The 23991-nt window shown below is 70.3% G+C and carries 25 protein-coding genes; 12 read left to right on the top strand and 13 right to left on the bottom strand.

Annotated features, from left to right (window positions below; translation table 11 throughout):
- Nucleotides 1-2 precede the first annotated feature (2 nt).
- The 3 genes from flgG to flgH are packed head-to-tail and all read left to right on the top strand — an operon-like array spanning nt 3 to nt 2736.
- Nucleotides 3-794, top strand: coding sequence for a flagellar basal-body rod protein FlgG (gene flgG / locus BLQ49_RS20715; RefSeq protein ID WP_091719158.1), 792 nt, complete (start codon nt 3-5; stop codon nt 792-794).
- Nucleotides 795-817: 23 nt separating this feature from the next.
- Nucleotides 818-1954: a flagellar basal body P-ring formation chaperone FlgA gene (gene flgA, locus BLQ49_RS20710; RefSeq protein ID WP_091719156.1), complete on the top strand. Its 1137-nt coding sequence runs from the start codon at nt 818-820 to the stop codon at nt 1952-1954.
- Nucleotides 1955-1986: 32 nt separating this feature from the next.
- Nucleotides 1987-2736, top strand: coding sequence for a flagellar basal body L-ring protein FlgH (gene flgH, locus BLQ49_RS20705; RefSeq protein WP_091719154.1), 750 nt, complete (start codon nt 1987-1989; stop codon nt 2734-2736).
- A gap of 61 nt (nt 2737-2797) precedes the next feature.
- On the opposite strand, the gene BLQ49_RS20700 is transcribed toward flgH, so the two are convergent.
- From BLQ49_RS20700 to BLQ49_RS20680, 5 genes are all read right to left on the bottom strand, one after another.
- Nucleotides 2798-3478, bottom strand: coding sequence for a nucleoside/nucleotide kinase family protein (locus BLQ49_RS20700; RefSeq protein ID WP_167627751.1), 681 nt, complete (start codon nt 3476-3478; stop codon nt 2798-2800).
- A 103-nt stretch (nt 3479-3581) separates the two neighbouring features.
- Nucleotides 3582-4886: a Gfo/Idh/MocA family protein gene (locus BLQ49_RS20695; RefSeq protein ID WP_091719152.1), complete on the bottom strand. Its 1305-nt coding sequence runs from the start codon at nt 4884-4886 to the stop codon at nt 3582-3584.
- Nucleotides 4887-4993: 107 nt separating this feature from the next.
- A complete protein-coding gene (locus BLQ49_RS20690) occupies nt 4994-5752 on the bottom strand; it encodes a phosphatase PAP2 family protein (RefSeq protein WP_091719150.1) in 759 nt (252 codons plus the stop codon).
- 289 nt (nt 5753-6041) lie between these two features.
- Entirely contained in the window at nt 6042-6560 is a 519-nt protein-coding gene (locus BLQ49_RS20685; RefSeq protein ID WP_091719148.1) for a 2'-5' RNA ligase family protein, read from the bottom strand.
- A 25-nt stretch (nt 6561-6585) separates the two neighbouring features.
- Nucleotides 6586-7695: an SPL family radical SAM protein gene (locus BLQ49_RS20680; protein WP_091719146.1), complete on the bottom strand. Its 1110-nt coding sequence runs from the start codon at nt 7693-7695 to the stop codon at nt 6586-6588.
- A 73-nt stretch (nt 7696-7768) separates the two neighbouring features.
- On the opposite strand from BLQ49_RS20680, the gene BLQ49_RS20675 reads away from it, so the two are divergent.
- On the top strand, nt 7769-8731 hold the full coding sequence (locus tag BLQ49_RS20675; protein ID WP_091719144.1) for an alginate O-acetyltransferase AlgX-related protein: 963 nt from the start codon (nt 7769-7771) through the stop codon (nt 8729-8731).
- Here the strand turns inward: BLQ49_RS20675 and BLQ49_RS20670 are convergent.
- A complete protein-coding gene (locus BLQ49_RS20670; protein WP_091719142.1) occupies nt 8725-8949 on the bottom strand; it encodes a hypothetical protein in 225 nt (74 codons plus the stop codon). The genes BLQ49_RS20675 and BLQ49_RS20670 overlap by 7 nt on opposite strands.
- A 229-nt stretch (nt 8950-9178) precedes the next feature.
- Here BLQ49_RS20670 and BLQ49_RS20665 point away from each other — a divergent pair, with 229 nt between their 5' ends.
- The 6 genes from BLQ49_RS20665 to BLQ49_RS20640 all read left to right on the top strand — a co-directional run bounded on the left by BLQ49_RS20665 (nt 9179) and on the right by BLQ49_RS20640 (nt 13512).
- Nucleotides 9179-10156 (top strand): glutathione S-transferase family protein, encoded by a 978-nt coding sequence (locus BLQ49_RS20665; protein ID WP_091719141.1) that lies wholly within the window; start codon nt 9179-9181, stop codon nt 10154-10156.
- Between the two features lie 113 nt (nt 10157-10269).
- Nucleotides 10270-10737 (top strand): hypothetical protein, encoded by a 468-nt coding sequence (locus BLQ49_RS20660; RefSeq protein WP_091719139.1) that lies wholly within the window; start codon nt 10270-10272, stop codon nt 10735-10737.
- Between the two features lie 84 nt (nt 10738-10821).
- Nucleotides 10822-11736, top strand: a complete 915-nt coding sequence (trxA, locus tag BLQ49_RS20655) for a thioredoxin (protein WP_091719137.1) — start codon at nt 10822-10824, stop codon at nt 11734-11736.
- A gap of 49 nt (nt 11737-11785) precedes the next feature.
- A complete protein-coding gene (locus BLQ49_RS20650) occupies nt 11786-12451 on the top strand; it encodes an LON peptidase substrate-binding domain-containing protein (protein ID WP_091719135.1) in 666 nt (221 codons plus the stop codon).
- Nucleotides 12452-12463: 12 nt separating this feature from the next.
- Nucleotides 12464-12670, top strand: coding sequence for a Trm112 family protein (locus BLQ49_RS20645; RefSeq protein ID WP_091719133.1), 207 nt, complete (start codon nt 12464-12466; stop codon nt 12668-12670).
- A 452-nt stretch (nt 12671-13122) separates the two neighbouring features.
- A complete protein-coding gene (locus tag BLQ49_RS20640; protein WP_091719131.1) occupies nt 13123-13512 on the top strand; it encodes a hypothetical protein in 390 nt (129 codons plus the stop codon).
- Nucleotides 13513-13518: 6 nt separating this feature from the next.
- On the opposite strand, the gene BLQ49_RS20635 is transcribed toward BLQ49_RS20640, so the two are convergent.
- The 6 genes from BLQ49_RS20635 to BLQ49_RS20610 all read right to left on the bottom strand — a co-directional run bounded on the left by BLQ49_RS20635 (nt 13519) and on the right by BLQ49_RS20610 (nt 19593).
- A complete protein-coding gene (locus BLQ49_RS20635; protein WP_091719129.1) occupies nt 13519-13881 on the bottom strand; it encodes a SpoIIAA family protein in 363 nt (120 codons plus the stop codon).
- A 77-nt stretch (nt 13882-13958) separates the two neighbouring features.
- Nucleotides 13959-16154, bottom strand: a complete 2196-nt coding sequence (locus BLQ49_RS20630) for a primosomal protein N' (protein ID WP_091719127.1) — start codon at nt 16152-16154, stop codon at nt 13959-13961.
- 42 nt (nt 16155-16196) lie between these two features.
- The gene (locus BLQ49_RS20625; protein ID WP_091719125.1) at nt 16197-17363 is read right to left on the bottom strand and encodes an MFS transporter; all 1167 of its coding nucleotides are present in this window, start codon (nt 17361-17363) and stop codon (nt 16197-16199) included.
- Nucleotides 17364-17419: 56 nt separating this feature from the next.
- A complete protein-coding gene (locus tag BLQ49_RS20620; RefSeq protein WP_091719124.1) occupies nt 17420-17677 on the bottom strand; it encodes a hypothetical protein in 258 nt (85 codons plus the stop codon).
- 213 nt (nt 17678-17890) lie between these two features.
- Nucleotides 17891-19186, bottom strand: a complete 1296-nt coding sequence (locus BLQ49_RS20615; protein WP_091719314.1) for an App1 family protein phosphatidate phosphatase — start codon at nt 19184-19186, stop codon at nt 17891-17893.
- Nucleotides 19187-19194: 8 nt separating this feature from the next.
- Nucleotides 19195-19593 (bottom strand): DUF3775 domain-containing protein, encoded by a 399-nt coding sequence (locus BLQ49_RS20610; RefSeq protein WP_091719122.1) that lies wholly within the window; start codon nt 19591-19593, stop codon nt 19195-19197.
- Nucleotides 19594-19878: 285 nt separating this feature from the next.
- Between BLQ49_RS20610 and BLQ49_RS20605 the strand changes: the two genes are divergently transcribed.
- Entirely contained in the window at nt 19879-21372 is a 1494-nt protein-coding gene (locus BLQ49_RS20605; protein WP_244507700.1) for a hypothetical protein, read from the top strand.
- 60 nt (nt 21373-21432) lie between these two features.
- On the top strand, nt 21433-22752 hold the full coding sequence (locus BLQ49_RS20600; protein ID WP_091719120.1) for an HlyC/CorC family transporter: 1320 nt from the start codon (nt 21433-21435) through the stop codon (nt 22750-22752).
- Between the two features lie 13 nt (nt 22753-22765).
- On the opposite strand, the gene BLQ49_RS20595 is transcribed toward BLQ49_RS20600, so the two are convergent.
- A complete protein-coding gene (locus tag BLQ49_RS20595; RefSeq protein ID WP_091719118.1) occupies nt 22766-23932 on the bottom strand; it encodes an MFS transporter in 1167 nt (388 codons plus the stop codon).
- Between the last annotated feature and the right edge of the window lie 59 nt (nt 23933-23991).

Here is a 23991-nt window from a genome sequence, read left to right as displayed (position 1 = left end):
CGATGCGTGCCCTCTACTCCGCCGCCACCGGCATGGCGGCCCAGGAGCTGAACGTCCAGGTCATCTCCAACAACATCGCGAACCTGCGCACCACCGGCTACAAGCGCCAGCAGGTGCATTTCCAGGATCTGCTCTACCAGAACCTGCGCCGGGCCGGCTCCTCCACCTCCGAACAGAACACGCAGCTCCCCGCGGGGCTGGCGATCGGCTCGGGCGTGAAGACGACCTCGACCGCCCGGGTGATGTCGCAGGGCACGCTCACCTCGACCGAGAAGGATTACGACGTCGCCATCCGCGGCGAGGGCTTCTACCGGGTGACGATGCCGGACGGCCGCACCGGATACACCCGGGACGGCTCCTTCGACCTCTCGGCCTCGGGCCAGCTCGTCACCCGCGACGGCTACCTGCTCGATCCGGCGATCACCGTGCCGCAGACCGCGACCTCGGTGACGATCAGCGCCACCGGCGCCGTACAGGCGACGCTGCCGGGCCAGACCGCACCCCAGGCGCTCGGCCAGTTCCAGCTTTCGCGCTTCGTCAACAAGGTCGGCCTCGAATCCATCGGCGACAACCTGTTCGTCGAGACCGCCGCCTCCGGCCCGGCGATCAGCGGCCTGCCGGGGGCCGAGGGTTTCGGCAACCTTCAGCAGAGTTACCTGGAGGAGGCCAACGTCAACGCCGTCACGGAGATCTCGTCGCTGATCGCGGCGCAGCGCGCCTACGAGATGAACTCGAAGGTCGTCACCGCCGCCGACCAGATGCTCTCCACCGCCTCGCAGATGTTCCGCAGCTGACGCGCCGATTCAGGTTTTCGACGATGTATGCCGGTCCGTACTACGATTCCGCCTTCGAGGCCTCCGTCCTGCCGCTGGTCAGCACCGCGGCCGACGAGAGCGACCTCAGCCCGATCGTCCGCCGGCACCGCCCGCGGGCCGCGCCCCTCGGCATGGCGGTGGTGCTCCGCACGGTGCTGGCGGTGCTGGCCTTCGCGGCGCTGGGGGCGCTGGCGATCCCCGCCATGGCGCGGGCGGACGGCCTGCGCCTGCGCGGCGACGTGACAGCCCGCGGCGACGTGCTGACGCTGGCCGATCTCGTGGAGGGGGCGCCGTCGACGCTGGCCGGGCGCCCGCTGTTCCGCGCGCCGGCCCTCGGGGCGACCGGGACGATCCAGAGCCGCAGGATCGTCGACGCCGCTGTCGCCCTGGGCCTCACCGGCCTGGAAACCGGCGGCCGGATGCAGATCGCCGTCCAACGCGCGGCGCGCCGTATCGGCCCGCCGGAGATCGAGGCCGCGCTCAAGCACGGGCTGGAGACCGGCTACGGCCTCGCCGCGGGCAACCTGTCGATCCGGTTCGACGGCGACGGCCCGCTCCTGCTGGCCCCGGCCGATCTGGCCGGCCAGGCCGCGGCACTCGACGTCACCTACGATCCGCGCTCTCGCCGGGTCGCGGGTCTGGTCAGCATCGGTGAGCGGCAGGCCTCGCTGCGGGTCTCCGGCGTGGTCCTCGAGATGCGCGACGTAGCGATCCTCGCCCGGTCCCTCGACCGCGGCGAAGCCGTGAAGGACGGCGACCTCGTCATGGAGCGCCGGCCGCGCGACGCCGTCCCGACCGATGCGCAGGCGAGCGCCACCGCCGTCGCCGGAGAGGTCGCCCAGCACGCCCTGGCGGCCGGAACGGTGCTTCGAGCCGGCGATACGGCGCCGCCCGAACTCGTCCTTCGGGGCGAGAGCGTGACCATCGTGTACGAGACGCCGAGCGTCAGTCTCGCGATGCGTGGCCTGGCCAACCAGGGCGGACGGCTCGGTGCCGTCGTCAACGTGGTCAACACGGCCTCTCAGAAGATTCTGCAGGCGACCGTGATCGGCCCCGGCCGAGTCTCGGTGGGCCCCGGCCCGGCGCCCCAGCAGCAGGCCTCCACAACCTCGCTCCAGGCGACCGCGTCCTTGCGCTGATCGTCCGTTCGCCCGTGTTCAAGAGTATCCCGATGGCCCCTCGCACCGCCCTGAAGCCGCTCGCCGCCGCGCTGATCGCCGGCGCGCTCGGCGCCTGCAACACCGCGGACCGGCTCTCGCAGGTCGGCGCCACGCCGGCGCTGTCGGCGATCGAGGACCCGACCACGCAGCCCGGCTACAAGCCGGTGCGGATGCCGATGCCCGACGTGCAGCCGGTCTCCTACGCGCCGAACTCGCTCTGGCGCACCGGCTCGCGCGCCTTCTTCAAGGACCAGCGCGCGGCCCGGCTCGGCGACATCCTGACCGTGAAGGTCAACGTCACCGATCAGGCCAACATCAGCAACGAGACCAAGCGGAGCCGCGCCAACACCGAGAGCTTTGGTCTGCCGAACGCCCTCGGTCTGGAGAACAATGCGGTCGGCAAGTCCTTCGGCGTCGGCAGCACGGCATTGCTCTCGGCCACCTCGGCGACCGCCAATGACGGCGCCGGCTCCGTCCAGCGGGCCGAGACCGTGACGACGAATGTCGCCGCGGTGGTCACCCAGGTTTTGCCCAACGGCAACCTCGTGGTCGAGGGCAAGCAGGAGATCCGGGTGAATTTCGAGATCCGCGAGATGGTGGTGGCCGGTGTGGTCCGGCCGGAGGACATCGAATCCGACAACACCATCGACTCGGCCAAGATCGCCCAGGCCCGGATCGCCTATGGCGGCCGCGGCCAGATCACCGACGTGCAGCAGCCGCGCTACGGCCAGCAGATCGTGGATATTTTGCTGCCGTTCTGAGGTGCAAACCCGAAGCGGCTCGGCCGTGGAGATGTCCAAGCAGAGGGGGAAGCGGACGTGATCAGATCAAACGTCCCTTCGCTCGGATATGAAGTTGCGGCTGGTCGAGATTGTCGTTGTCGATGATCGCGTCGCAATTCGCCTCCGGCTCAGCGATCTGCTCATACAGCGCATAGGCTGGACGGTAGCGCTGCGCGTACAGATCACGCGCCGCCGCTTCGCCCCCGAGCTTGGCCGCATCTCGCCTCAGCCCGTGCGCTTCCGCCGTCTCAGCCGAGGCGCGCACGAAGAGAGCCACATCCCAGTGGTCCCGTAATTCGGGTCGCTGCAAGAAGGTGCCGTCTACGATCAGAATAGCATTCGCGACGGCCAATCTCGGTTCCTGTGCAAGGGGCAGATCGGCGTCTAGGTCAAAGGATGCCGTGCGGTAGCGTCGATTTCCTCCTGGCCCAAGCGGGGCCAGGAGGAGGGCGACGATGGCGGGTAGGTCGCGCGCATCGTGGTAGTACCCCTCGGCGGAATGCCGCCCCCGGGCGTAACGCACCACCCGCGGGCGGTGGAAGCCGTCGACCGAGGTTCGGATCACGCTCCGGTCTCGCTTCGCGAGCAGAGCCGAGAGTTCGTCGGCCAGGGTCGTCTTACCGGAGGCAGTTCGCCCATCGACAGCCACCCGAAGCGGCCGGCCAAGATGCTGACGTTCGATCCGCTCGGCCAGTTCACGCAGTAAAGCAGGTCTGTCCACGCGCCGGTCACACTCGTAGGTGCATGAAAGCGCTGAGCTGTAGCGTCACCTCATGACAAACTGACGGTGATTCAAACCGCGCCTCGCGCCGCATGGCGGTCCCTCAGCCCGCTTCCTCCGGCTCCGGCCCCCGCGTGACGTCGAGCCCGGTTCCGGCGCCCTGCGGCGGCCCGACCTTCACCGGCGCCCCGGTTCGCGCGGCCTCGTAGATCGCCTCCATCAGCACCTGATCCTGCAACCCCTCCTCGCCGGGGGTGTGCGGGCGCAGGTTCTCCTGGATGCACCGGGAGAAGTGGTCCATCTCCAGGGCGAACTGGTTCTTCCGGCTGAGGATCTTCTCGTCCCGGGCGGCGTTCTTGCCGTCGCGGTGGCCGACGAACAGCCGCTGGCCCTCATAGGCGAAGGCGTTCTGCAGATCGATCGACGCGTTGCTGGTGTGCAACGTCAGGCTGCGCGCCTCGTAAACGCCGTAGCTCGACTGGCACTGTGCGATCACCCCCGAGGGGAAGCGCATGGTGAAACTCACCGTCTCCTCGACCTCCCGGTATCTCGGATCGTCGGGCGGCGAATGGATCTGCGCCTGGATCTGGTCTGGCTCCTCGCCGAGCACGGCGCGGGTCGTGTTGAGGCAGTAGAGGCCGATATCTGGCAGGGAGCCGCCCCCCGACAGCGCCTTGCGCAGGCGCCACTGCTCCGGCAGGCCGGTGGTCTGGCCGTTGAAGGCCTGGATCAGCTTCGGCTTGCCGAACTCGCCGGTGCGGGCGAGCCGGATCACCGCGCGGTTGTGCGGCTCGTACTGGCAGCGATAGGCGATCATCAGCTTGACGTTGGCCTTGGCGCAGGCCGCGATCATGTCGCGGCATTCCTGCGAGGAGACCGCCATCGGCTTCTCGCAGAGCACCTGCTTGCCGGCGGAAGCGGCCGCCAGGACGTTGTCGCGATGCACGCCGTTCGGCGTCACCACGTAGACCGCGTGGACATCCGGATTGGCCTTGAGCCGATCCCATTCGTCGTAGCCGTAGACTGCGTCGTCCGGCAGGCCGTACTGGCGGGCCACGAGCTTGGCCTTGTCGGGGGAGCCCGACATCACCGCAGCGAGCCGTGAGCGCTTGGTCTCACCGAAGGCGGGAAGAATCTCGTCGAGGCTGAGCCGCCCGAGGCCGATGACGCAGTAGCCGACACGCTGGCCGGGGGGCTGCGGGGCGGGGGTCGGAGCCGGGGGACGGTCGCCCGACCCGCGCCAGTTCGGGAACATCACCTTTCCGCCCTGGACCGCGCCGGTATCAGCCGGAACCGAGGGGGCCGGCGGGGCCGCCTGCGCGCCGTTGCCTCCCATCGCCGCGCCCGCCAGGGCACTGCCGGCGGCGAGGAGAGTGCGTCGAGAGAGCCGTGTGTCGTCGTCCGCCATGGGCCTCGCCGTGTCGCTGATCGAAGGGACGGAGCCGGGGGAGGGGCCGTCCGTCCCATCAACGCCGCCAAGCACCGGGCTGTTTCCGGAACCGCGCAGCCGTGTCATCACGCCGGGGGCGGCGGATCCGGAGCCTCGACCTCGCCCCGGCGCTGAAGCTGGAGGGCGACGAACCAGCACAGGCAGGCCCAGGCGGCGCCGATGCACCAGCCAGCCAGAACGTCGCTTGGCCAGTGGACGCCGAGATAGATCCGGCTCATCCCGACCAGCAGCGTCAACGTTACGCCGAGTCCGATCAGGAGGGCCTTCGCGGGCCGGTTCCGCTCCACCCGTGCCACCAGGATCGCCAGCGTCAGGTAGGCGATGGCCGACATGGTGGCGTGGCCGCTGGGGAAGCTCGCGGTGAACACCTCCATGCCGTGCGGGACGAGGTCCGGCCGCGGCCGGTGGTAGAACAGCTTCAGCACCGTCGAGACGAGTTCGCCGCTGCCGACCGCGGCGAGCACGTAGAGGCCGATCCGCCGCCGGCCGGAGGCCGCCAGATAGGCCGCCACCGCGCAGGTCAGGAACAGCACCGTGAAGACGCTGCCGAGGCCGGTGATGTCGCGCATCGTCTCCTCGAGCCAGGGTGGCCCGATCGGGTCGGAGAGATCGGCGGGGTTGCGCAGCGCCAGCAGGATCCGGCGGTCGAGGGCCGCAGTCGAGCCCTCGCCGACCTCGTGGGCGAGGTAGAAGAATCCGTAGCCCAGAATGCTGAGGCCGAGGAGCGCCACAAGGGGGCCGACCTCATTGAGGCGCAGCCGCAGCCAGACAGCCGTGGCGGGCTCGATCAGGCGGTTGTGCCGCAGGGTGCCGGGGACCTTCACGGGGCGCCCCCCGGGCTGAAGGCGGCCGGATTGGTAGCAGGGTCTCGGCTCGGCGGCTTCAAGATGGCACGCGAGTTCCCTCTCCCGTGCGGGAGAGGGACAGGGTGAGGGATGAGAACTGTCCGAAAGGAGCGTGCCTTGTCGTCGCATTGATCGCGTGCCCGATCCGGAGCGTTCTCGTCCCTCACCCCCACCCTCTCCCGCATGGGAGAGGGGGCCTGTCGCGCTTCGCAGCCAGCGCGTGTGACCACTGCGGATATGTGACCAGCATGGAGCTGTGCGGCCACCATCACGCATTCTCTCCAAAGGACAGCCGCGCGACCGCCTCCCACGGCCCCCCGAGATACCGCCAGAGCAGCGTCGCCGGGGCCGTGAAGCGGAACGGCACGAAGCCCGCCTGGAGATCGGCGTGCAGCGCCCGCGCCGTCGCGGGATCGACCTTGTTCTGCACCGTCACGTGCGGGCGCCAGCCTTGCCGATCCTGCGCGGTGAGATGCGGTTCGAACGTCTTCGCGAGGCGGCTGCGGAAGCCCGCAATGGTCTCCGATTCAAGGGCGTAGGCGACGCCGCGGCCGGTGAAGCGGACGCCCGTTACGGCGACCTCCGGGGGCGGCAGGGTCCGGGCCAGCGTCGTCACCGCTTCGATGACGCCGCGTTCCCGATCGCCCGGCAGATGGTGGAACAGGGTCGCGTGGGCCGGGATGAAGTTCAGCGTGTCCGGAAAATACCGGCGCCGTTCGCCGTCGAAGCGCGCGAAGGTCGGCTCGTCGAAGGCCAGCGTCAGGATCAGGGGGGCTGCATCTTGCATCCCGCCGAGATGGCGCCCGCAAGCCTCAGGTCCAGTACAGGACGCGCGCTGCCGGCAGGTCGCGGGCCAGGCAGGCAGTGAGATGCTGGCGCATCGCCTGCATCAGCGGCTTCGGGAAGACGTGCTTCACCGAGCCGAACTTGGTGCGCTTCTCCACGCGCTCGGCCTCGTCGAGGGGCAGGTCCGAGCCTGGATACCAGCCGCGCAGTACCGTCTTGGAGCCGGGGGTGAAGCGGTGGGTGATGAGTTCCGCGGTGAGGTCGAGGTCGGGCGCGCCGGCGAGCGCGTCGGCGGCGTCGCGGATCAGCCCGGCATAGGCCGCCTCCCAATCCGGCACCGGCAGGATCGGCGCGATCGTCAGCCCGACGGGATAGCCCGCCCGCGCCATTTGGCCGAGCGCCGAGAGCCGCGCGTCGAGGGTGTCGGTACCGCCCTCGTAGCGGGCTGCCGGCCGGGCGTTGACCGAGAACCGGATCCGGGTGCGCCGGTTGTGCGGCAGGTCGAGGAGCGGCGCCACGGCGGCGAACTTCGTAGTGAAGCGCAGCTGCACCGGCGCGTCCCAGGCCCCGAAATGCCGGATCGCCGCCGAGAGCGAGCCGGTCAGGTGCTCGATGCCGAGCGGATCGGTGTAGCAGGAGGCCTCGAACGTGGTCCCCTCCTGCGCCCGCTCGGCCGAGGTCGAGGTCACCGCGCCGCGCCCCACATAGGCGTCGAGATTGCCCAGGATCGCGTCGAGATTGGCGTAGGCCCGGGTCACCGGCGGCCCCTGCAACGAGCCCGCGAGGTAGCAGTACTGGCAATGAGCCGGGCAGCCCTCGGCGAGGTCGAAGCGCCAGTCGGCCGAGGGCGGGATCGGCTGGAGCCGCAGCTTCGTCGGCGGTGCCACCGTCAGCGCGAGGGTCGCCTTGGCGGCCGTGTAGGCGCGGCGCGGGTCCGGCTCGCGCGGGCTCGGCAGGCGGTTGGCCGACAGGCGCTCGACGGCCAAGCCCAGCGATTCGGCGCGCGCCAGCATCGCCCGGCCATGGGCGTGTTCCAGCGCCGCCGGTGTCACCAGCACCCGGCGCGGGCGCCACAGGCGGGACGGGCGCGATGCTTCAACAGGATTTTCGAGGGCCAGGGCAGGGGCGGACGACATCCCTGTCGAACGCACGGCTGCCCGCAGCGGGTCCGGCCTAGTCGCCCGGCCACGGTGCGGCTAAAGCACCGCCATGTCTGCAGGCAGGGAGAGCGTTCATGTCGGCCGTGACGGCTGGTTGTTTCTCACCGGGGGCACCAACCGCGTCCTGGACCGTTACCGGGGCGGCCTGCGGCACTGGCTGCTGCTGCGGAGCTGGGCGCGGCTGATCCGGGCCCGCGCCCGGCGCGCGGAGCGCCTCGGCATCCGCTGCCTCCACGTGATCGTGCCCGAGAAGCTGTCGGTCTACGACGACAGGACCGACGGCCTGCGCTACGACCCGGCCAGGGCCTCAACCCGCCGCCTCGCCCGGCTTCTCGCCCGCCATCCCGCCTATCTCGATCTGCTCGCCCCGCTGCGGGCTGCGCGGAACGGTCCGGTGCCGCTCTACCTGCGCACCGACACCCACTGGACCGTGCATGGGTGCCTGCTGGCCTATCGCGAGATCATGCGCGTACTCGGCGCCATCCCGCCGGCCGATATCGGCGCGCGCCCGAAGATCGTCTCGGACGAGCTGATGGATCTCGGCGAGAAGCTCCGGGAACGGCCGCGGGAGCGCATCGAGCGATTTATGTTGCAGCGCGACGCACGCCGGGTCGAGACCGGCCCGCTGCTCGCCGCCTACGAGGCGGAGGGGCGCGACCGGGAGGTGCATGTCGGCGCGCATGTCGTCTACCGAAACGACGCGCCGGCGGCCGATCCGCGCCGGCTCGTCCTGTTCGGCGATTCCTGCGCGCATTTCGACCCGTTCATGCTGACCGGGCTCCTCGCCGAGAGCTTTTGCGAGGTCCACTTCGTCTGGTCGTCAGGCCTCGACTGGGACTATGTCGAGCGCGTGCGCCCCGACATCCTGCTGTTCGAGGTGGCCGAGCGGTTCCTGGCGCGCCTGCCGAAGGACGATTTCGATGTCGCGGTCGCGGGCCAGCGCGGGACGGGCGGGCGCCTCGCGCAGATCCGGCGGGACGGCCTGAAACCGCAGGCCGCTGCCGATCAGTAGATCGCCGTATCGAGGCGGGCGAAATCATTGATGCCGGCCGACTGGTACTTGGCGAAGGATTCCGGCGCGCAGGCGATCCCGATCATGAGGACCAGCAGGGTGGCGAGGCAGGCCAGCGTCGCCGTGACCACGTCCGCGTGGCGTCTCAGAGCGTGGATCACCAAGCATCCGAACGTGAACAGGGCCGCCTCGGCGACGGGCACCAGCGCGAACGTCATCACTCCACCTCCATACACACGTCACACGGCCGATCCGGCCGCAACTGGGTGAAGGAGGCATGCCGGATTTCGCTGCACCGCAACAGAAGGGCACGCGCAAGCCTGCCTTGCGCGGAAATCGCGGGCGCGCGGGAACGGATCGTGCGGCCGACGCGGTACACCCGGCGTCTTCCCGCGAACGCTGTCAGACCCATCTGTGCGTGAGATCGCGCGGGAACGGGATACGACGATGGGCCTCCTGGTAGACGGCGTCTGGCGCGACCAGTGGTACGACACCGCCTCCACGGGCGGCCGCTTCGAGCGGAAGGCCTCGAGTTTCCGCAACTGGGTCACGGCCGATGGGTCGCCGGGACCTTCAGGGGAGGGCGGCTTTCCCGCGGAGCCGGGCCGCTACCACCTCTACGTCTCGCTGGCCTGCCCCTGGGCCCACCGCACCCTGATCGGCCGCGCCCTGAAGGGGCTGGAGGATGCGATCGGCGTCTCGGTGGTCGATCCGCATATGGGCGCAGAGGGCTGGGTGTTCGGCGACACCCCGGGCGCGACGCCCGATCCGATCCACGGCGCCCGACGCCTGTACGAGGTCTATCTGGCGGCGGAGCCGACCTATACCGGCCGCGTGACGGTCCCGGTGCTCTGGGACCAGCAGCGCGCCACCATCGTGTCGAACGAATCCGCCGAGATCCTGCGGATGCTCAACGGCGCCTTCGGCGGCGCTGGCCCCGACCTCTATCCCGAGGATCTGCGCGCCGAGATCGACGCCCTGAACGCCCGGATCTACGACCGGGTGAACAACGGCGTGTACAAGGCGGGCTTCGCCACCGCGCAGGCGGCCTATGCGGACGCCTTCGAGGCCCTGTTCGCGGAACTCGACGCCCTGGAGGCGCGCCTCGACCGCGGCCGCTACCTCTGCGGCGACCAGCTGACCGAGGCGGATATCCGCCTGTTCACCACGCTGGTGCGGTTCGACGCGGTCTATGTCGGCCACTTCAAGTGCAACAAGCGCCGGATCGCGGATTACCCCAACCTGTCGAACTACCTGCGCGACCTCTACGCGCTCCCGGGCGTCGCGCCGACCGTCAATCTCACGCACATCAAGCGGCACTATTACGAGAGCCACCCGACCATCAATCCGACCGGGATCGTGCCCCTCGGGCCGGAGCTCGATTTCTCCGCGCCCAACGACCGGGCCCTGCGCTTTGCAGCCTAGCCGAACCTGGCGTGGTCGTCCGGCGGCCTGACCTGCGTCCATGGAGCGGTGGCCCTCGACGTCCGCCCTGCGAGGCCTAATTCGGCCTGCAACCGGAGGATGCCCCAAACGCCATGACGACTCGTCTGCGCCTTGCCCTGTTCTGCGCCCTCGTCAGCCTGCCCACCTCCGCGCGTGCCCAGGCGGCGCTGCGGCTCGAAGGGACCTGCGAGAAGCTCGTGATCGGCACGCAGGATCTGAGCGCGTCCTGCAGCAAGGTCCTGACCAACGCCGTCAGCCGCAACCGCACCAGCTTCGATTTCACGACGACGGACGGCCAGGTTATCAGCTTCAGCGGCAACGGCGCCCAGCAGGAGGCGACCGAGGAGACCGACCCGCTCCAGCCGATCAACGTCGTGAGCATCGGCAAGGACGCCGCCCCGACCCTGGCGATCGGCGCCTGCCGGTTCTCCACACCGGAACCGGGGCGCACGGCGATCACCTGCGAGGCGAGCGCGGCCGACGGGCGCGCCTTCGCGGGAACCTTCGTGACCGCCACCAAAGCTGCTGCGGGCGCTCCGGCCGCCACGCCGGCCCGCTGAGGAGAGCGGCGAGTCCGGACTGGTCAGACGGCCTCGGAAGCCCCATTTAAGCGGCTCCAGCAAAAAGGTTCCGAAGCCAGACCGATGCTCAACGACACCCTTGCCGGAGGCACGCCGCCGGCCATCGACACCGGCTCCCTGATCAAGGACACGACCACCGCGAGCTTCCGTCAGGATGTGCTCGCTGAGTCGATGCATCGGCCCGTTCTGGTCGACTTCTGGGCGCCCTGGTGCGGCCCCTGCAAGCAGCTCACGCCGGTCCTGGAGAAGGTCGTCAAGGAGGCTGCGGGCGCGGTCGCCCTGGTGAAGATGAACATCGACGAGCATCCGTCGATCGCGGGCCAGCTCGGCATCCAGTCGATTCCCGCGGTAATCGTCTTCCAGAAGGGACAGCCGGTCGACGGCTTCATGGGCGCGGTACCGGAGAGCCAGATCAAGGAGCTGATCGGGCGCGTGGCCGGGCCGGTCCAGGATCCGATCGAGGCCGCACTCGCGGACGCGACCGCCCTGATCGAGGAGGGCGACCTCGCGGGCGCCTCCGAGATCTACGCGGCGATCCTGGAGCAGCAGCCCGACAACGTCCCGGCCCTGGCCGGCCTCGCCAAGATGCAGCTCGATGCCGGCGAGGTCGAGAACGCCAAGCGTGTGCTGGCTATGGTTCCGGAGGCAAAGGCCAATGACCCGGCGCTGGCTGGCATCCGCGCCGCCCTGGAGCTTGCCGAGCAGGCCGCCTCGCTCGGCGATCTCGCCGGCCTTCAGCGGGCGGTCGAGGCCGATCCGGACGCCCACCAGGCCCGGTTCGACCTTGCCCTGGCGCTGGCCGCCCACGGCGAGCGCGGGCAGGCTGTCGATCATCTGATCGAGCTGCGCAGGCGCGACAAGGACTGGAACGACGACGGAGCGCGCAAGCAGCTCCTGCAATTCTTCGAGGCCTGGGGCGTGATGGATCCGGACACGATCCGCGGGCGACGCAAGCTCTCGGCGCTTCTGTTCTCGTGAGGCGCCGGGGCGCGCTCCGGCCTACCCGTCCGCCCCTCTGGGAGGCGCCATGAGCACCCATGCGAGCTACAAGGGGCCGGCCGATTGCCCTGCCGTGATCCCGGTCTTTCCCCTATCGGGTGCGCTGCTGCTGCCGCGGGGGCAGATGCCGCTCAACATCTTCGAGCCGCGCTATCTGGCGATGATCGACGATGCGATGCGCACCGACCGGGTCATCGGGATGATCCAGCCGGATCCGGAGGGCGCGGGCGCCGCGAACCCGAAGCTCTACCGCGTCGGCTGCGCCGGCCGGATCACGCAATACGCCGAGACCGGCGACGGCCGTTACCTGATCTCGCTCACCGGGATCAGCCGGTTCCGGGTCGAGAGCGAATTGGCCTCGGCCAGTCTGTACCGGCGCTGCCACGTCTCCTACGACGCCTTCGCGGTGGACTTCGCGCCCCGCGCGGGCGAGGAGCATGTCGACCGCGCGGGCGTACTCAAAGCGCTGCGCGACTTCGTGGAGTCGAACGACCTCAAGGTGGATTGGGCGGGGATCGACGAGGCGCCGGATGAGGCGCTGGTCAACGCCCTCTGCATGATGAGCCCGTTCGGCGTCCGTGAGAAGCAGGCGATGCTGGAGGCCCCCGACCTGAAGACCCGGGCGGAGATCCTGATCGCGGTCACCCAGATGGAACTGGTTCGCGGCGCAGGCCCCGAATCGACGATGCAGTAGGTTTCAGGCACGATGAGCAACGAGCTGACAGCCCCCGTCGAGGCGACCCGCGTCGACCCGAAGCTCCTGGAGATCCTGGTCTGCCCGCTGACCAAGGGCACGCTGGAATACGATTCCGCCCGCCAGGAGCTGATCAGCCGCTCGGCCAAGCTCGCCTACCCGATCCGCGACGGCATCCCGATCATGCTGCCCGAGGAAGCGCGGCCGCTGGTGGATTGAGGCCGCCGGGGGTCTGGGGGGAGATGAATAGCGCCTGCCGCGTCTCCTGAGGGGCCGCTGTGATTTGCCCTTGTCGGTTGCCGCTGGCTTCTCTCCTCCCCCTTGTGGGGAGGAGTTGAAGGTGGGGGTGGTGCAGAAGGCACCAGGACGCTCGATCCTGTCCCACCCCTAACCCCTCCCCACAAGGGGGAGGGGAAAAGCCGTTCCTCAACTTTCAGATCCGACCAGCCGCTTGAGACCAAGCAACGCCCAGCGCTCCTGCAGGATACGGTCAAGCATCAGATCGTCGTGGGTCGACGATCGGGTCCGATCTGGCTATAAGATCTGATCTCGCCGGAGATCGCCACCGGCCATAATCTTGCCGAGCCGCGCGTTCAGCGTCGAGTCATCCTCGATCGACGATTCTGCGTGTCGCCCTGTGCGGCACCCGCATCGCTGAAAGACGACCCTGCATGCTCAAGCCCGTCGCCCTCGCGGCCCTCGCCGCCAGCCTGTCCCTGCCGATCTGTCCCGCCGCATCCGCGGAACCCGGCACGCATAACGGCACGTGGTCGGTGGAACTGGTGACCGAGAGTGGCCTGTGCAACGCCCGTTACAGCTACGCCCTCGCCATCCGGGAGGGGCAGGTGCAGCTCGTGTCCGGCAGCGCCGGCGTCCGGGTGAACGGGCATGTCGGCGCCGACGGCCTCGTAGGCTTGAGCGTCAGCAACGGGACGGCGAGCGGCACCGGAACGGGCCGGCTTCAGGCCGGAACCGGCGCGGGCACCTGGAAGGTTTCGTCGCTCTGCTCCGGCCATTGGACCGCGCGGCGCAGCGACACCCGCACCGCGCAGGCCGAGTAAGTCCGCTCAGGCCGCAGCGGCGAGCCAGTTGCGCGCGTCTTCGAGGCGGGCGCGCTCGAACACCTTGATCTGGGTCGGCGAGACGAAGTTGAAGGTCTCGGCGAGCGCCTTCAGCCAGGGCGCGTCGGTGACGAGGGCGACGTGGCTGATGCTCTTCATCATCGAGATGCCGAAGCGCGGGTCCTTGAAGAAGGCCGCCGGCTCCATACCCTCGAAGGCGCGGATATCCTCCAGCAGCTTGATCTTGCCGCCCTTGTCGAGGTCGGCCTTCATGGCGGTCATCGCCGCGTTCATCTCCTCGTCGGTGATCTTCCCGTCGACCACGATCTCGGCGACATTCGAATCCGGCGTCTTGGTGTAGGTCAGCACTGATCGCTCCTCCGGGACTCGCCCGCGCCCCAAGACCGGTCTCCGGCCAGGGTCCGCGGCCCGTGTAGACGAGTCTCCTACAAAAAGCTCTGCGGGTCGACATCGATCGCGACCCGGACATTGCCGCGCACCTTCGGCCCCCGGGCGAGCCAGGCGCGCAGATAGCCCTGGAGATCGACGTTGCGCTCGGTCTTCACCAGCAGCCGGAAGCGGTAGCGCCCCCGCACCAGGGCGAGTGGCGCCTCGGCGGGACCCAGCACCATCACGCCCTCGGGCGGATCGGCCGCGCGGGCGAGCGCCTGCCCGTGCGCCTCGGCAACGGCGCGGTCGCTCGCCGACACGATCAGCGCCGCGAGCCGGCCGAAGGGCGGCAGGCCTGCCGCCTCCCGGGCCTGGATCTCCTCCGCGTAGAACCGCTCGGCGTCCCCCGATAACAATGCGGCGATCACCGGATGGTCCGGCTGATAGGTCTGGACCAGCGCCCGCCCCGGCTTCTCGCCGCGCCCGGCCCGGCCGGTGACCTGCTGAAGCAGCTGGAAGGTGCGCTCCGCCGCCCGGGGGTCGCCCGAGGTCAGGCCGATATCGGCGTCGAGCACGCCGACCAGCGTCAGGAAGGGGAAGTTGTGGCCCTTGGCCACGAGCTGCGTGCCGATCACGACGTCGCACTCGCCGGCCGCCACCGCGTCGAGTTCCTGCCGCAGGCGCTCGGCGCCCCCGGGAAAATCGCTCGACAGCACGACGATGCGCCGGCCCGGAAAGACCTCGGCCGCCTCCTCGGCGATCCGCTCCACCCCGGGGCCGCAGGCGGTGAGGTTATCGAAGGTGCCGCACTCGGTGCAGGCCTCCGGCCGGCGTTCGGCGTAGCCGCATTGGTGGCAGACGAGGGCCCGGCGGAAGCGGTGCTCCACGAGCCAGGTCGAGCAGTTCTTGCACTGGTAGCGGTGGCCGCAGGCCCGGCAGAGGGTCAGCGGCGCGTAGCCCCGCCGGTTGAGGAACAGCAGCGCCTGCTCACCGCGCTCCAGCGTGTGCTTCACCGCGTTGACCAGCGGCGGGCTGAGGAAGCGGCCGCGCTCGGGCTGGTCCCGGCGCATGTCGATCGCCGCGATGTCGGGCATCTTCCGGCCGCCGAAGCGCTCGGGCAGCAGCACGTGCCGGTAGCGATCGCGCGCGGCGTTCACCCGCGTCTCGATGGCCGGCGTCGCCGAGGTCAGCACCACCGGGCAGCCTTCGAGGCGCCCGCGCACCACCGCCATGTCGCGGGCGTGGTAATGGACGCCGTCCTCCTGCTTGTAGGCGGTCTCGTGCTCCTCATCGACCACGATCAGGCCGAGCCGCGCGAAGGGCAGGAACAGGGCGGAGCGGGCGCCGACTACCACCAAAGCCTCGCCCTCGGCGACCGCGGCCCGCAGCCGCTCCCGCCTCTTGCCGCCGATCCCGGAATGCCACGCCGCCGGCCGGACCCCGAAGCGCGCCGCGAACCGGTCGAGGAACTGCGCGGTGAGCGCGATTTCGGGCATCAGGATCAGCGCCTGGAGACCCGCCCGGATGCAGGCCGCCACCGCCTCGAAATAGACCTCGGTCTTGCCCGATCCGGTGACGCCCTCCAGCAGGACCGGCCGCAGGTCGGCGGGCGCCTCGGTGTCGCCGGGAGGCTGGTGCCAAGGGAAGCCTTTCAGGAGTTCGTCGACCGCCTCGCCCTGTGCGGGGGAGAGCGGCGTGCGCGGGAAATCGGGATCGGGCCGCGGGGCGACCGGCTCGGGTTCCACCGCCACGGTCTCCAGGACACCGTCGTCGATCAGGCCGTCGATGACCGAGACGGAGACCCCCGCCTCCTTGGCGAGCGCGCTCTTGCCGCGCAGCGCGCCATCGGCAGCGACTGCCAGGACCTTGGTGCGGGCGGCGGTCGGACGGGACGGGGGCTTGTCGGTGATGCGGACCGCGACCCGAATGGTCTCGGCGGCGTTGGCCTCGTCGGGCAGGCGCAGCACCATGGACAAAGCCGAGCCCTTGGGCGCCAACGTGTAGCGGGCGATCCAGTCGACGAGGCTGCGCAGCGGCTCCGACAGGGGCGGGTAGGGCAGGCGGCCTGTCACCGGCCGCAGGTTCGAGCCGCCCGCGGTCTCGGTGAGCCCCCAGACGACGCCGACGATCTCACGCGGACCCAGCGGCACCTGAACCACGTCGCCGTTGGCAAGTTCAAGCCCGGCCGGCACCACGTAACTGTAGGGCGTGTCGAGGGCGAGCGGGATCAGGATCTCGGCGACAGAGGGCATCAGGGCGTTTCGGCGGCTCCGTTCCGGGTCCGTACCACAGGTTCAGCGCGTCCGCAGGCCGGGCACCAGCGGCAGGGCCGCGAGGCTCAGGGCCGCCATCGCCCAGAAGGCTTTCGCCCCAAAGGCGCCGTAGAGCCAGCCGGAGGCCAACGTCGCCAGCACGCCGGACAGGCCGAGGCCGAGCGTCCCGTAAAGAGCGAGCGCGGTGGCGCGCCGCTCCGGCGGCGTGGTCTCCTCGATCAGGCCGAGGCAGGCGAGGTGCAGGAGCGCGAAGCTCAACCCGTGCAGCGCCTCGACGGCAGCGAGGACCGGCACCCAGACGGTGGCGCCGAGCACCGCCCAGCGGAGCGCCCCCGCGCAGGCCGCCACCGCGATGCCGGCCGGGAGCCCGATCCGCGCCAGAAGGGGCGGCCCGACGAGCAGGAAAACGAAGATCTCGGCGGCCACCGAGACCGACCAGAGCAAGCCGGCGGTCCCGGCCGAGATCCCGGCGGAGCGCCACAGGATCATGGCGAACCCGTCATGCATGGCGTGGGCGCCGATCACCAGGGCGGCGGCCAGCACCGTTCGGCGAAAGCGCGGCAGCGCCACGAGATCGGCGAAGCCGCGCCAGGGCGGTTCGGCGGCGACGGATGCAGTCCGGCCGGCCGGCAGGGCGAGGGAAGCGGCAGATGCGGCAAGGAACAGGATGCCGCTTGCCCAGAGGGCGGCAGCGAGGCCCGCCGCCGCGATCAGCCAGCCCGCCGCCACGGTGGCGGCGATGAAGGCCGCCGAGCCAGCACCGCGGACCCAGCCGTACTGGAAAGCCGCGCCGCCGCGCGCGGCCGCCAGCGCCAGCGCGTCGGCAAGTGGGGCGGGGGCGGCCGTCCCCGCCGCGTAGAGGAGGCCCGGCCCGATCAGCTGCGCGAACCCGGCGCCGGGCAGGTGGGCCAGGACGGCGAGGCCTGCCATGGCGAGACTCGCCGCCAGGATCGTGCGCGCGGCCTGCCGCCGGTCGGCCCAGGATCCGGCGAGCGGGCCGACGACGAGGCGCAGGCCGCCCGCCGCGGCGAGGAGCAGCCCGATTTCCTCGACACTCAGGCCGCGGGCCGCCAGAAAACCCGGCAGGATCGGCGAGAGGACACCATAGGCCCCGTAGAGCGTGCCGTAGAGGATGAAGAAGCGGGCGAGGCCCCCTCTCCACCCCGCGCTGATCGTTTCCGCCCCCATCGGCGGAGCGTAGCACCGGTCCGCGCCCCTGCGTCAGACCTGATGCGAATCCATCATCAGCAGGGGCGTCGAACCGCGTAGCGATAGCGCCGGCCCTGCGCGTCCAGCAATTCGCTGTCGGGGCTCTCCTGCCACACGACCTCGTCCTCGGGCCCAGCCGCATCGGTCAGGGTCGCCCCGCGGACGATATCGAGGCTGAGGCCGAAACCATAATTGGTGGCGGTCGCGTCGGTGATCGCGGCCGAGATGTCGGCCTCGTCAGGCAGGCAGGCGAACAGGACGCCGTCGGCGATCGCGAGGGTGTAGGTTTGCACGGTTGGGCTCCAGCGGATTCCAGGGGCAGGACCAGCATGCGAGCGCCGGAACCTAGTCATCGTGATCGGGATGTGAACCCTCCCAATCGCGATGCTGCATTGCACCATATCGTGAGGACCAGCCGTCAGCCGCGGAGATGGGTGTCGAAGAGCGTGGCCATCGGGGGATCATCAAACTCGACCAGGGGCCCGACCGACGTTCGCGAGCGCAGTTCAAGCGTCGAGGCGCGGGAGCGTGGCCGGAGACTCCGGCTCGACCACCAGGGTCGCCGGCACGCTGTCGCCGCCGGCCAGCGCCTCGGCGATCGCCTCCCGCGCGATCGGGGCTTCGGCCGCGGTGCCGGCGGGATCCGGCGTGATCCGGGCAGTCTCACGCCGCGGCCCCGTTTCGGCGGAAGCGGCGTGCTCGTCGGCGACGCCGGCCACGGCCTCGGGGGCGATCAGGCCAATCGCGGCCGCGTGCTCGGCCATGGCGACGCTGTCGGCGGCCAGCACGAGGCTCGACCCCGCCCGCGCGACGGCGCCGGCCAAACGCACGATCTCTTCGGTCCGGGCGGCATTGCGGGACACGTTGCGGATGTAGACCGCCAGCACCCGCCCGGGATTCTCCTCGACGATCTGCGCGTAGACCTCCGGATCGTGCTGGCCGCTGTCGCCGATCAGCACGAAGGGCAGGTCGCGGTAGAGATCGAGCATGTGCCGGATCAGCGCCTGCTTGTGGTCGGTGGCCCGGCGCGGCAGCGGGTGCGTCCAGGAGAGGCCCCATTCCCGCAGGAACAGCACCGGCCCCGCCGGGATTCCGTGCCGCTGGAAGAACTCCGACAGCATCTCGTAGAGGCCCCAGGGCGCGCGGGAGACGTAGAGCATCGGGTTGCCGTCCGCGCCGCCGGCGCCGGCGTGCAGGGCCCGGTACAGAGCAGCGACGCCCGGGAAGGCGACCCGGCTCTCGGCATCCTCCACGAAGAGCCGCCAGAGCATCTTCAGCTTGTTGGCGACGCCGGTGCGCATCACCGTGTCGTCGATGTCGCTGACCACGACGCAACGGCAGTTCTCGGGCGGGATGAACACCGCGCCCTCGGCCGGGATCGGCGGATCGCTCTCGAGGACCAGCTCGACCGGATGCCACGCGGCAAGCTCCGCCGGTGGGCTGTGCGGATGCAGATGCACGCGGAAATAGCCGTCCCGGTCGGTCTCGACCCGGACCGCATCCCCGCCGAACCGGGCGGAGACCGCCGCCCCCGCGACCGTCCGCCGGGCGATGCGACGCCGCAAATCGCGCCACTGCGCCCGCAGGGATTCCGGATCCTCCCCCGGGATGCCGGGGGATTGGCGAAAGACCCGCCCGATCAGGAAGATCGCCTCCCGCGAGCCGTAGCCGCGATAGGGCTCGACTACGAGCCCGCCGCGGCCCTTGCCGCCGTGACCCTGCGCCCGGCGGACCGGCCGGACGAGGACTCGCAGCGCCTTGCCGGCGCCCCTGCGCACGCGGGTGGTCACGCGGGACGCCATGGCGTCGATCAAGCCTGAGGCAGCTCGGGGCTCAGCCCCAGCGCGTCCAGGCCCTCCTCCAGCAGATCACCGGCATCGGGCGCACCCAGCAGTTCCTTGACGGCGCCGTCGCCGGCCGCCTCACGCTCCCGGGCGAACCGCACCGCCTCGCCCCACTCCTCGGGCTCCATGTCACCGCGGCCGATATAGAGCAGCGCCAGCAACTCAGCCCGGGCATCGTCGTCGAGCCCGGCGATCATGCCACGGACTTCCTCTTCCGTGGCATCGTCCGTGCCGGAGATCAGGACATCCGTGGATCCGTCATCGATCGGGTTCGAGCCCGAATCCGGATCGGTGTTGCCCTCCTTCACCTCGATGGCCCGCAGTCGGAACACGATGTCGGTGACGGTTTCGACGGCGATATCCATGCGCTGTTCTCCGGACGCTGAGACGGTCGGGCCCGCAAGGCCCTCAAGCCGCGACAACGAGCGAGCGGGCGCGGGGTTCGCTCCATCCCCATCGATCCGTGCCTGCGTGGTTCGCGCCCCTTTCCGGCCCCGTGGCCGTGGGCTAGAGCCAGCGCAACCTCTCCGATGACCGGATCGAAACTGGCGATAGACGTGGTTTCTCAGAAGACTGCCCGCCCATCGCCCGTCGGTAGCGTCCCATCTCACGTCCATTATTACAGGTCCTGGCCAATTGCCGGGCGGCGGGTGCTGGCGCTTGTTCTGGGCGGTCTCGGCGCCCTGGGGGCCACCGCTTTGCTCGCGCCCAGGTCCGCGAGCGCCCGTACGGCCGGCTTCGAGGGCAGCGCGCCGAGCTGCTACGTCACCGGCGGCGGGGGCCTGGAGATCTGCCGCGACGGGTCGGAGGCCGAGGGGGTGCTGATCGCGCCCGCGCCCTGCGCCTTCGTGCGCGGCGTGCAGATCCTGAAGCTCCCCCGCAGCGAGGCACCGGGCCCGATCCAGACGGTGTTCCAGGGCCAGACCCCGATCGCGTCCCGCCGCGAGGAGCCCTGCCCGGAGCGCCGCGCCACGGACAGCCGGGACGGCGGGTCCCTGCGCACGGGCCGCACCGTCGAGGCGCTGGTCACGACGCTGCCGCCCTCGGCCGACCGGTTCTGGGTCGACCTGCCCGAGGAACGCGCGCGGTCCCGCGGCTGGTCAGAGCCGACGCCGGCCGCCGAGGGCATCGGCCCACGCGACCCGATCGCCATCGCCGGCCGCGACTGGGCCGGCGAGGCCTACAGCTACGTGTTCCTGCTCGGGCAGGAGCGGGTCGGCATGGCGGACGCCCAGGACGACGCGCGGCGGCGCGGGCGGCGTCGGGCCGAGCCGGATGCCGCTGGACCGGGGCCGGCCGATGTCCGGCGCCGCGTCCAGATCGAGGCGCGCACCCTCGACTTTCAGAGCTTCGAGATCCGCACCCGCGCCGCCGACGGCTACGGGCTCGCCTGGACACCGTTCGAGCCTAAGGACAGCGCGAAGTCCGGCCGCGGGCGGAGCGACCCGCCCAGTCCCGCGCCGGTCATCGACGAGGCCGGCAAGCCGGTGGCCTCCGTCTGCACGGCGCCGGCCTTCGAGACCCACGGGCTCGCGGGTTCGATCAGCATCGTCGAGCGTACCTATCATTACGTCTACACGGACGTGCTGCCGGAGGATTGCGGCCTCGCCCCCGACAAGCGGCGCACGGCGCTCTACCTGCGCACCGCACAGGACCTGTCCGGCCCGAAGGTCTGGTCGGTGGCGAAAAAACTTGCCGGGCCGCTGCCGCCGGGGAGCCTCGTGCGGGTTGCGCGCGCCAAGGGGCTGCAGCGCTGGGCGGTGTCCTACACCTGCCAGCGGCCCGCCAACGCACCGGGCGGCCCGGTAGCCGATATCTGCCTGCAATACACCGCCGACATGAACCTGGACGGCATCGGCGCCCTCAAGCTCTACGCCGACCCGGTGGAGGCCGGCCGCTCGCCGGCCTATCTCGGCCTGCGCTCGGGGGGCGATGGCAGCGGCCGGTTCGACCGGAGCGCCCATTTCTGGATGACGGACGCGCAGGGGAATCTCGATACGCCGTCGATCTACCCCAACAAGGCCGGCTTCCTGACTTGGCTCGACCGTCTCGCTCCCACGGCGTCGGGCCGCGACACGTCGAGCCTCTACGGCCGTCCGGTCTACTGGGCAACGTGGACGGTACGCCGGACCGACGCGCAATAGTCCGCGTGCGCCGCTATAAGGGCGGCCGAGTCGCCCTGATAGGCTGGCCTGACGGAACCGATGGACACCGAAATCGACCTGTGGTTCGCCGCGAGCATCGTGGTGATCTCGCTCCTGCTCTCGGCCTTCTTCGCGGGGGCTGAGACCGCTTTCACGGCCGCCTCCCGGGCCCGGATGCACACGCTGGAGCAGGCGGGGGACCCACGGGCGGCGATCGTCAACCGCATCCTGGCGATCCGCGAGCGCTTCATCGGCGCCATGCTGATCGGCTACAACATCGTGGCGATCGGCGCCTCGGCCTTCACCACCAGCGTGCTGACCGCCCTGTTCGGCAAGAGCGGCGTGATCTACGCGACGGTGGGCATGTCGGTGCTGGTCATCGTCTTCGCCGAGGTGCTGCCGAAGACGCTGGCCATCTCCAAACCGGACCAGACCGCCCTGGTCACGGCCCGGCCGGTCGCCTTCGCGGTGGCCCTGATGGGGCCGCTGGCGATCGCCATCGAGCAGCTCGTGCGGCTGATGCTGAAGCCCTTCGGCGTGACGATCGGCGAGCATCAGTCGATCCTCACCGCCGCCGAGGAGCTGCGCGGGCAGGTGGCGCTGATGCACCGGGAGGGTGGGGTCGCCAAGGCCGAGCGCGACATGCTGGGTGGCCTCCTCGACCTGTCGGAGCTGACCGTCTCCGACGTGATGGTTCACCGCACCAAGATGCGGGCGATCGACGCCGACCAATCCTCCGAGGATATCGTACGGGCAGTGCTGTCCTCGCCCTACACGCGGATGCCCCTGTGGCGGGGCACGCCGGAGAACATCATCGGCGTGCTGCACGCCAAGGACCTGCTGCGGGCGCTCGACGCCGCGGGGGGGGACGCGTCCGGCCTGAAAGTCGAGGCGCTGGCTCTGGAGACGTGGTTCGTGCCGGGCACGACCTCGCTGCGCGCCCAGCTCAAGGCCTTCCTCACCAAGAAGACCCACTTCGCCCTGGTGGTCGACGAGTACGGCGAGGTGATGGGTCTCGTGACCCTGGAGGACATCTTGGAGGAGATCGTCGGCGAGATCGCCGACGAGCACGACGTCACAGTCTCCGGGGTGCGGCCGCAGGGGGACGGCTCGGTCAACGTCGACGGCGGCGTGCCGATCCGCGACCTGAACCGCGCCATGGACTGGGACCTGCCCGACGAGGAGGCCACCACCATCGCGGGCCTCGTGATCCACGAGGCGCGGACCATCCCCGACCAGGGCACGGCGTTCAACTTCCATGGCTTCCGTTTCCAGGTGATCCGGAAGGCGAAGAACCGGATCACGACGCTACGGATCACACCGCTGACGGCGACGGGGGTGCAGGCGAGCGGGCCGCCGGAGGGACAGCGCGGCGCCTGATGATGGCCCCCCGTCAGGCCTGCGCGGGGCTTCGCGCGCTGAGGGATAGGGCGAGCGCCGCGAGGCCGAACAGACCGCCGAGCGCGCACGTGCCGGACCAGCCGACGAGCACCCAGGCAAGGCCCGAGAGGCTCGACCCCACTGCCGCTCCGATGAAGAACAGGCCGGTGAACAGCCCGTTCAAGCGCCCCCGCGCTTCTGGCCGCAGCATGTTGATGGCCCGCCGGCCGAGCGCCTGATCCGCGATGACACCGAGATCGAGGATCACGGCCGCCAGCGCCATGACGGGGAGCGCGACAGTCCCCGGTATGCCGCCGGCGGACCCCGCACCGGCAAGAGCCGCCAAGACCATGGCGGCGATCACGCCGACATGCGCAAGGATCGTGGCGGGGCGGGTCTGTCCCCGGTCGCCCGCGCGGCCGGCGATCGGCGCGATCACGGCGCCCGCGGCGCCCGTCAGGGCGAAGACCGCGATGCCGGTCTGGCCAAGGTCGAACGGCGGCTGCGCGAGCCGCAGGGCCACCGAGGTCCAGAAGATCCCGAAGGCCGCCATGCACAGGCCTTGATACGCGGCCCGGCGCCGGAGGACGGGCTCATTCCTGAGGAGTTCGAACAAGGACGCGATCAGGCCGGGATAGGTGGCGGTCTGGTTCGGCCAGCGCTCGGGCACGACCCGGGCGATGACGAGCGTGAGCACGCCGACGAGACCCGCGAGGATCCCGTAGAACCACCGCCACCCGGCATAATCGGCGACCAGACTGGCGCTCGGCCGGGACAGCAGGATCCCGAGCATCAGGCCGGTCATGACGTTGCCGACGACGCGCCCGCGTTCGGCTTCCGGTGCCAGGATGGCGGCGACCGGCACGAGCATCTGGATCGCGCTGGCCGTCAGCCCGATCAGGAACGATGCGACCAGAAAGAGCGGCGCCGCGGGCGCAACTGCGGCCGCGAGGAGAGCGAGCGTCCCGATCGTGAGTGTCCGCCCGATCAGCCGGCGATTCTCGACGAGGTCGGTCAGCGGCACGAGTAGGAACAATCCGCTCGCGTAGCCCAGCAGCGTGACCGTGGTGACGAGGCCGGCTCCCGCCGCGTCGAGGCCAAGGGACGGTCCGATCACGCCGACCAGCGGCTGCGAAGCGAACAGGCTTAAGACAATGACGCCAGCCGCTATCGCCAGCATCAGGACGATGCGATCTAAGTATTTTGGCGTGTTTTGCGCCTCAATCGAGTGGATGCGAG

This window comes from Methylobacterium phyllostachyos, from assembly GCF_900103445.1.
GTDB classification, from domain to species: domain Bacteria; phylum Pseudomonadota; class Alphaproteobacteria; order Rhizobiales; family Beijerinckiaceae; genus Methylobacterium; species Methylobacterium phyllostachyos.
The sequence above is the reverse complement of the archived record's forward strand: the minus strand, read 5'-3'. Positions and strand labels throughout refer to the sequence as shown.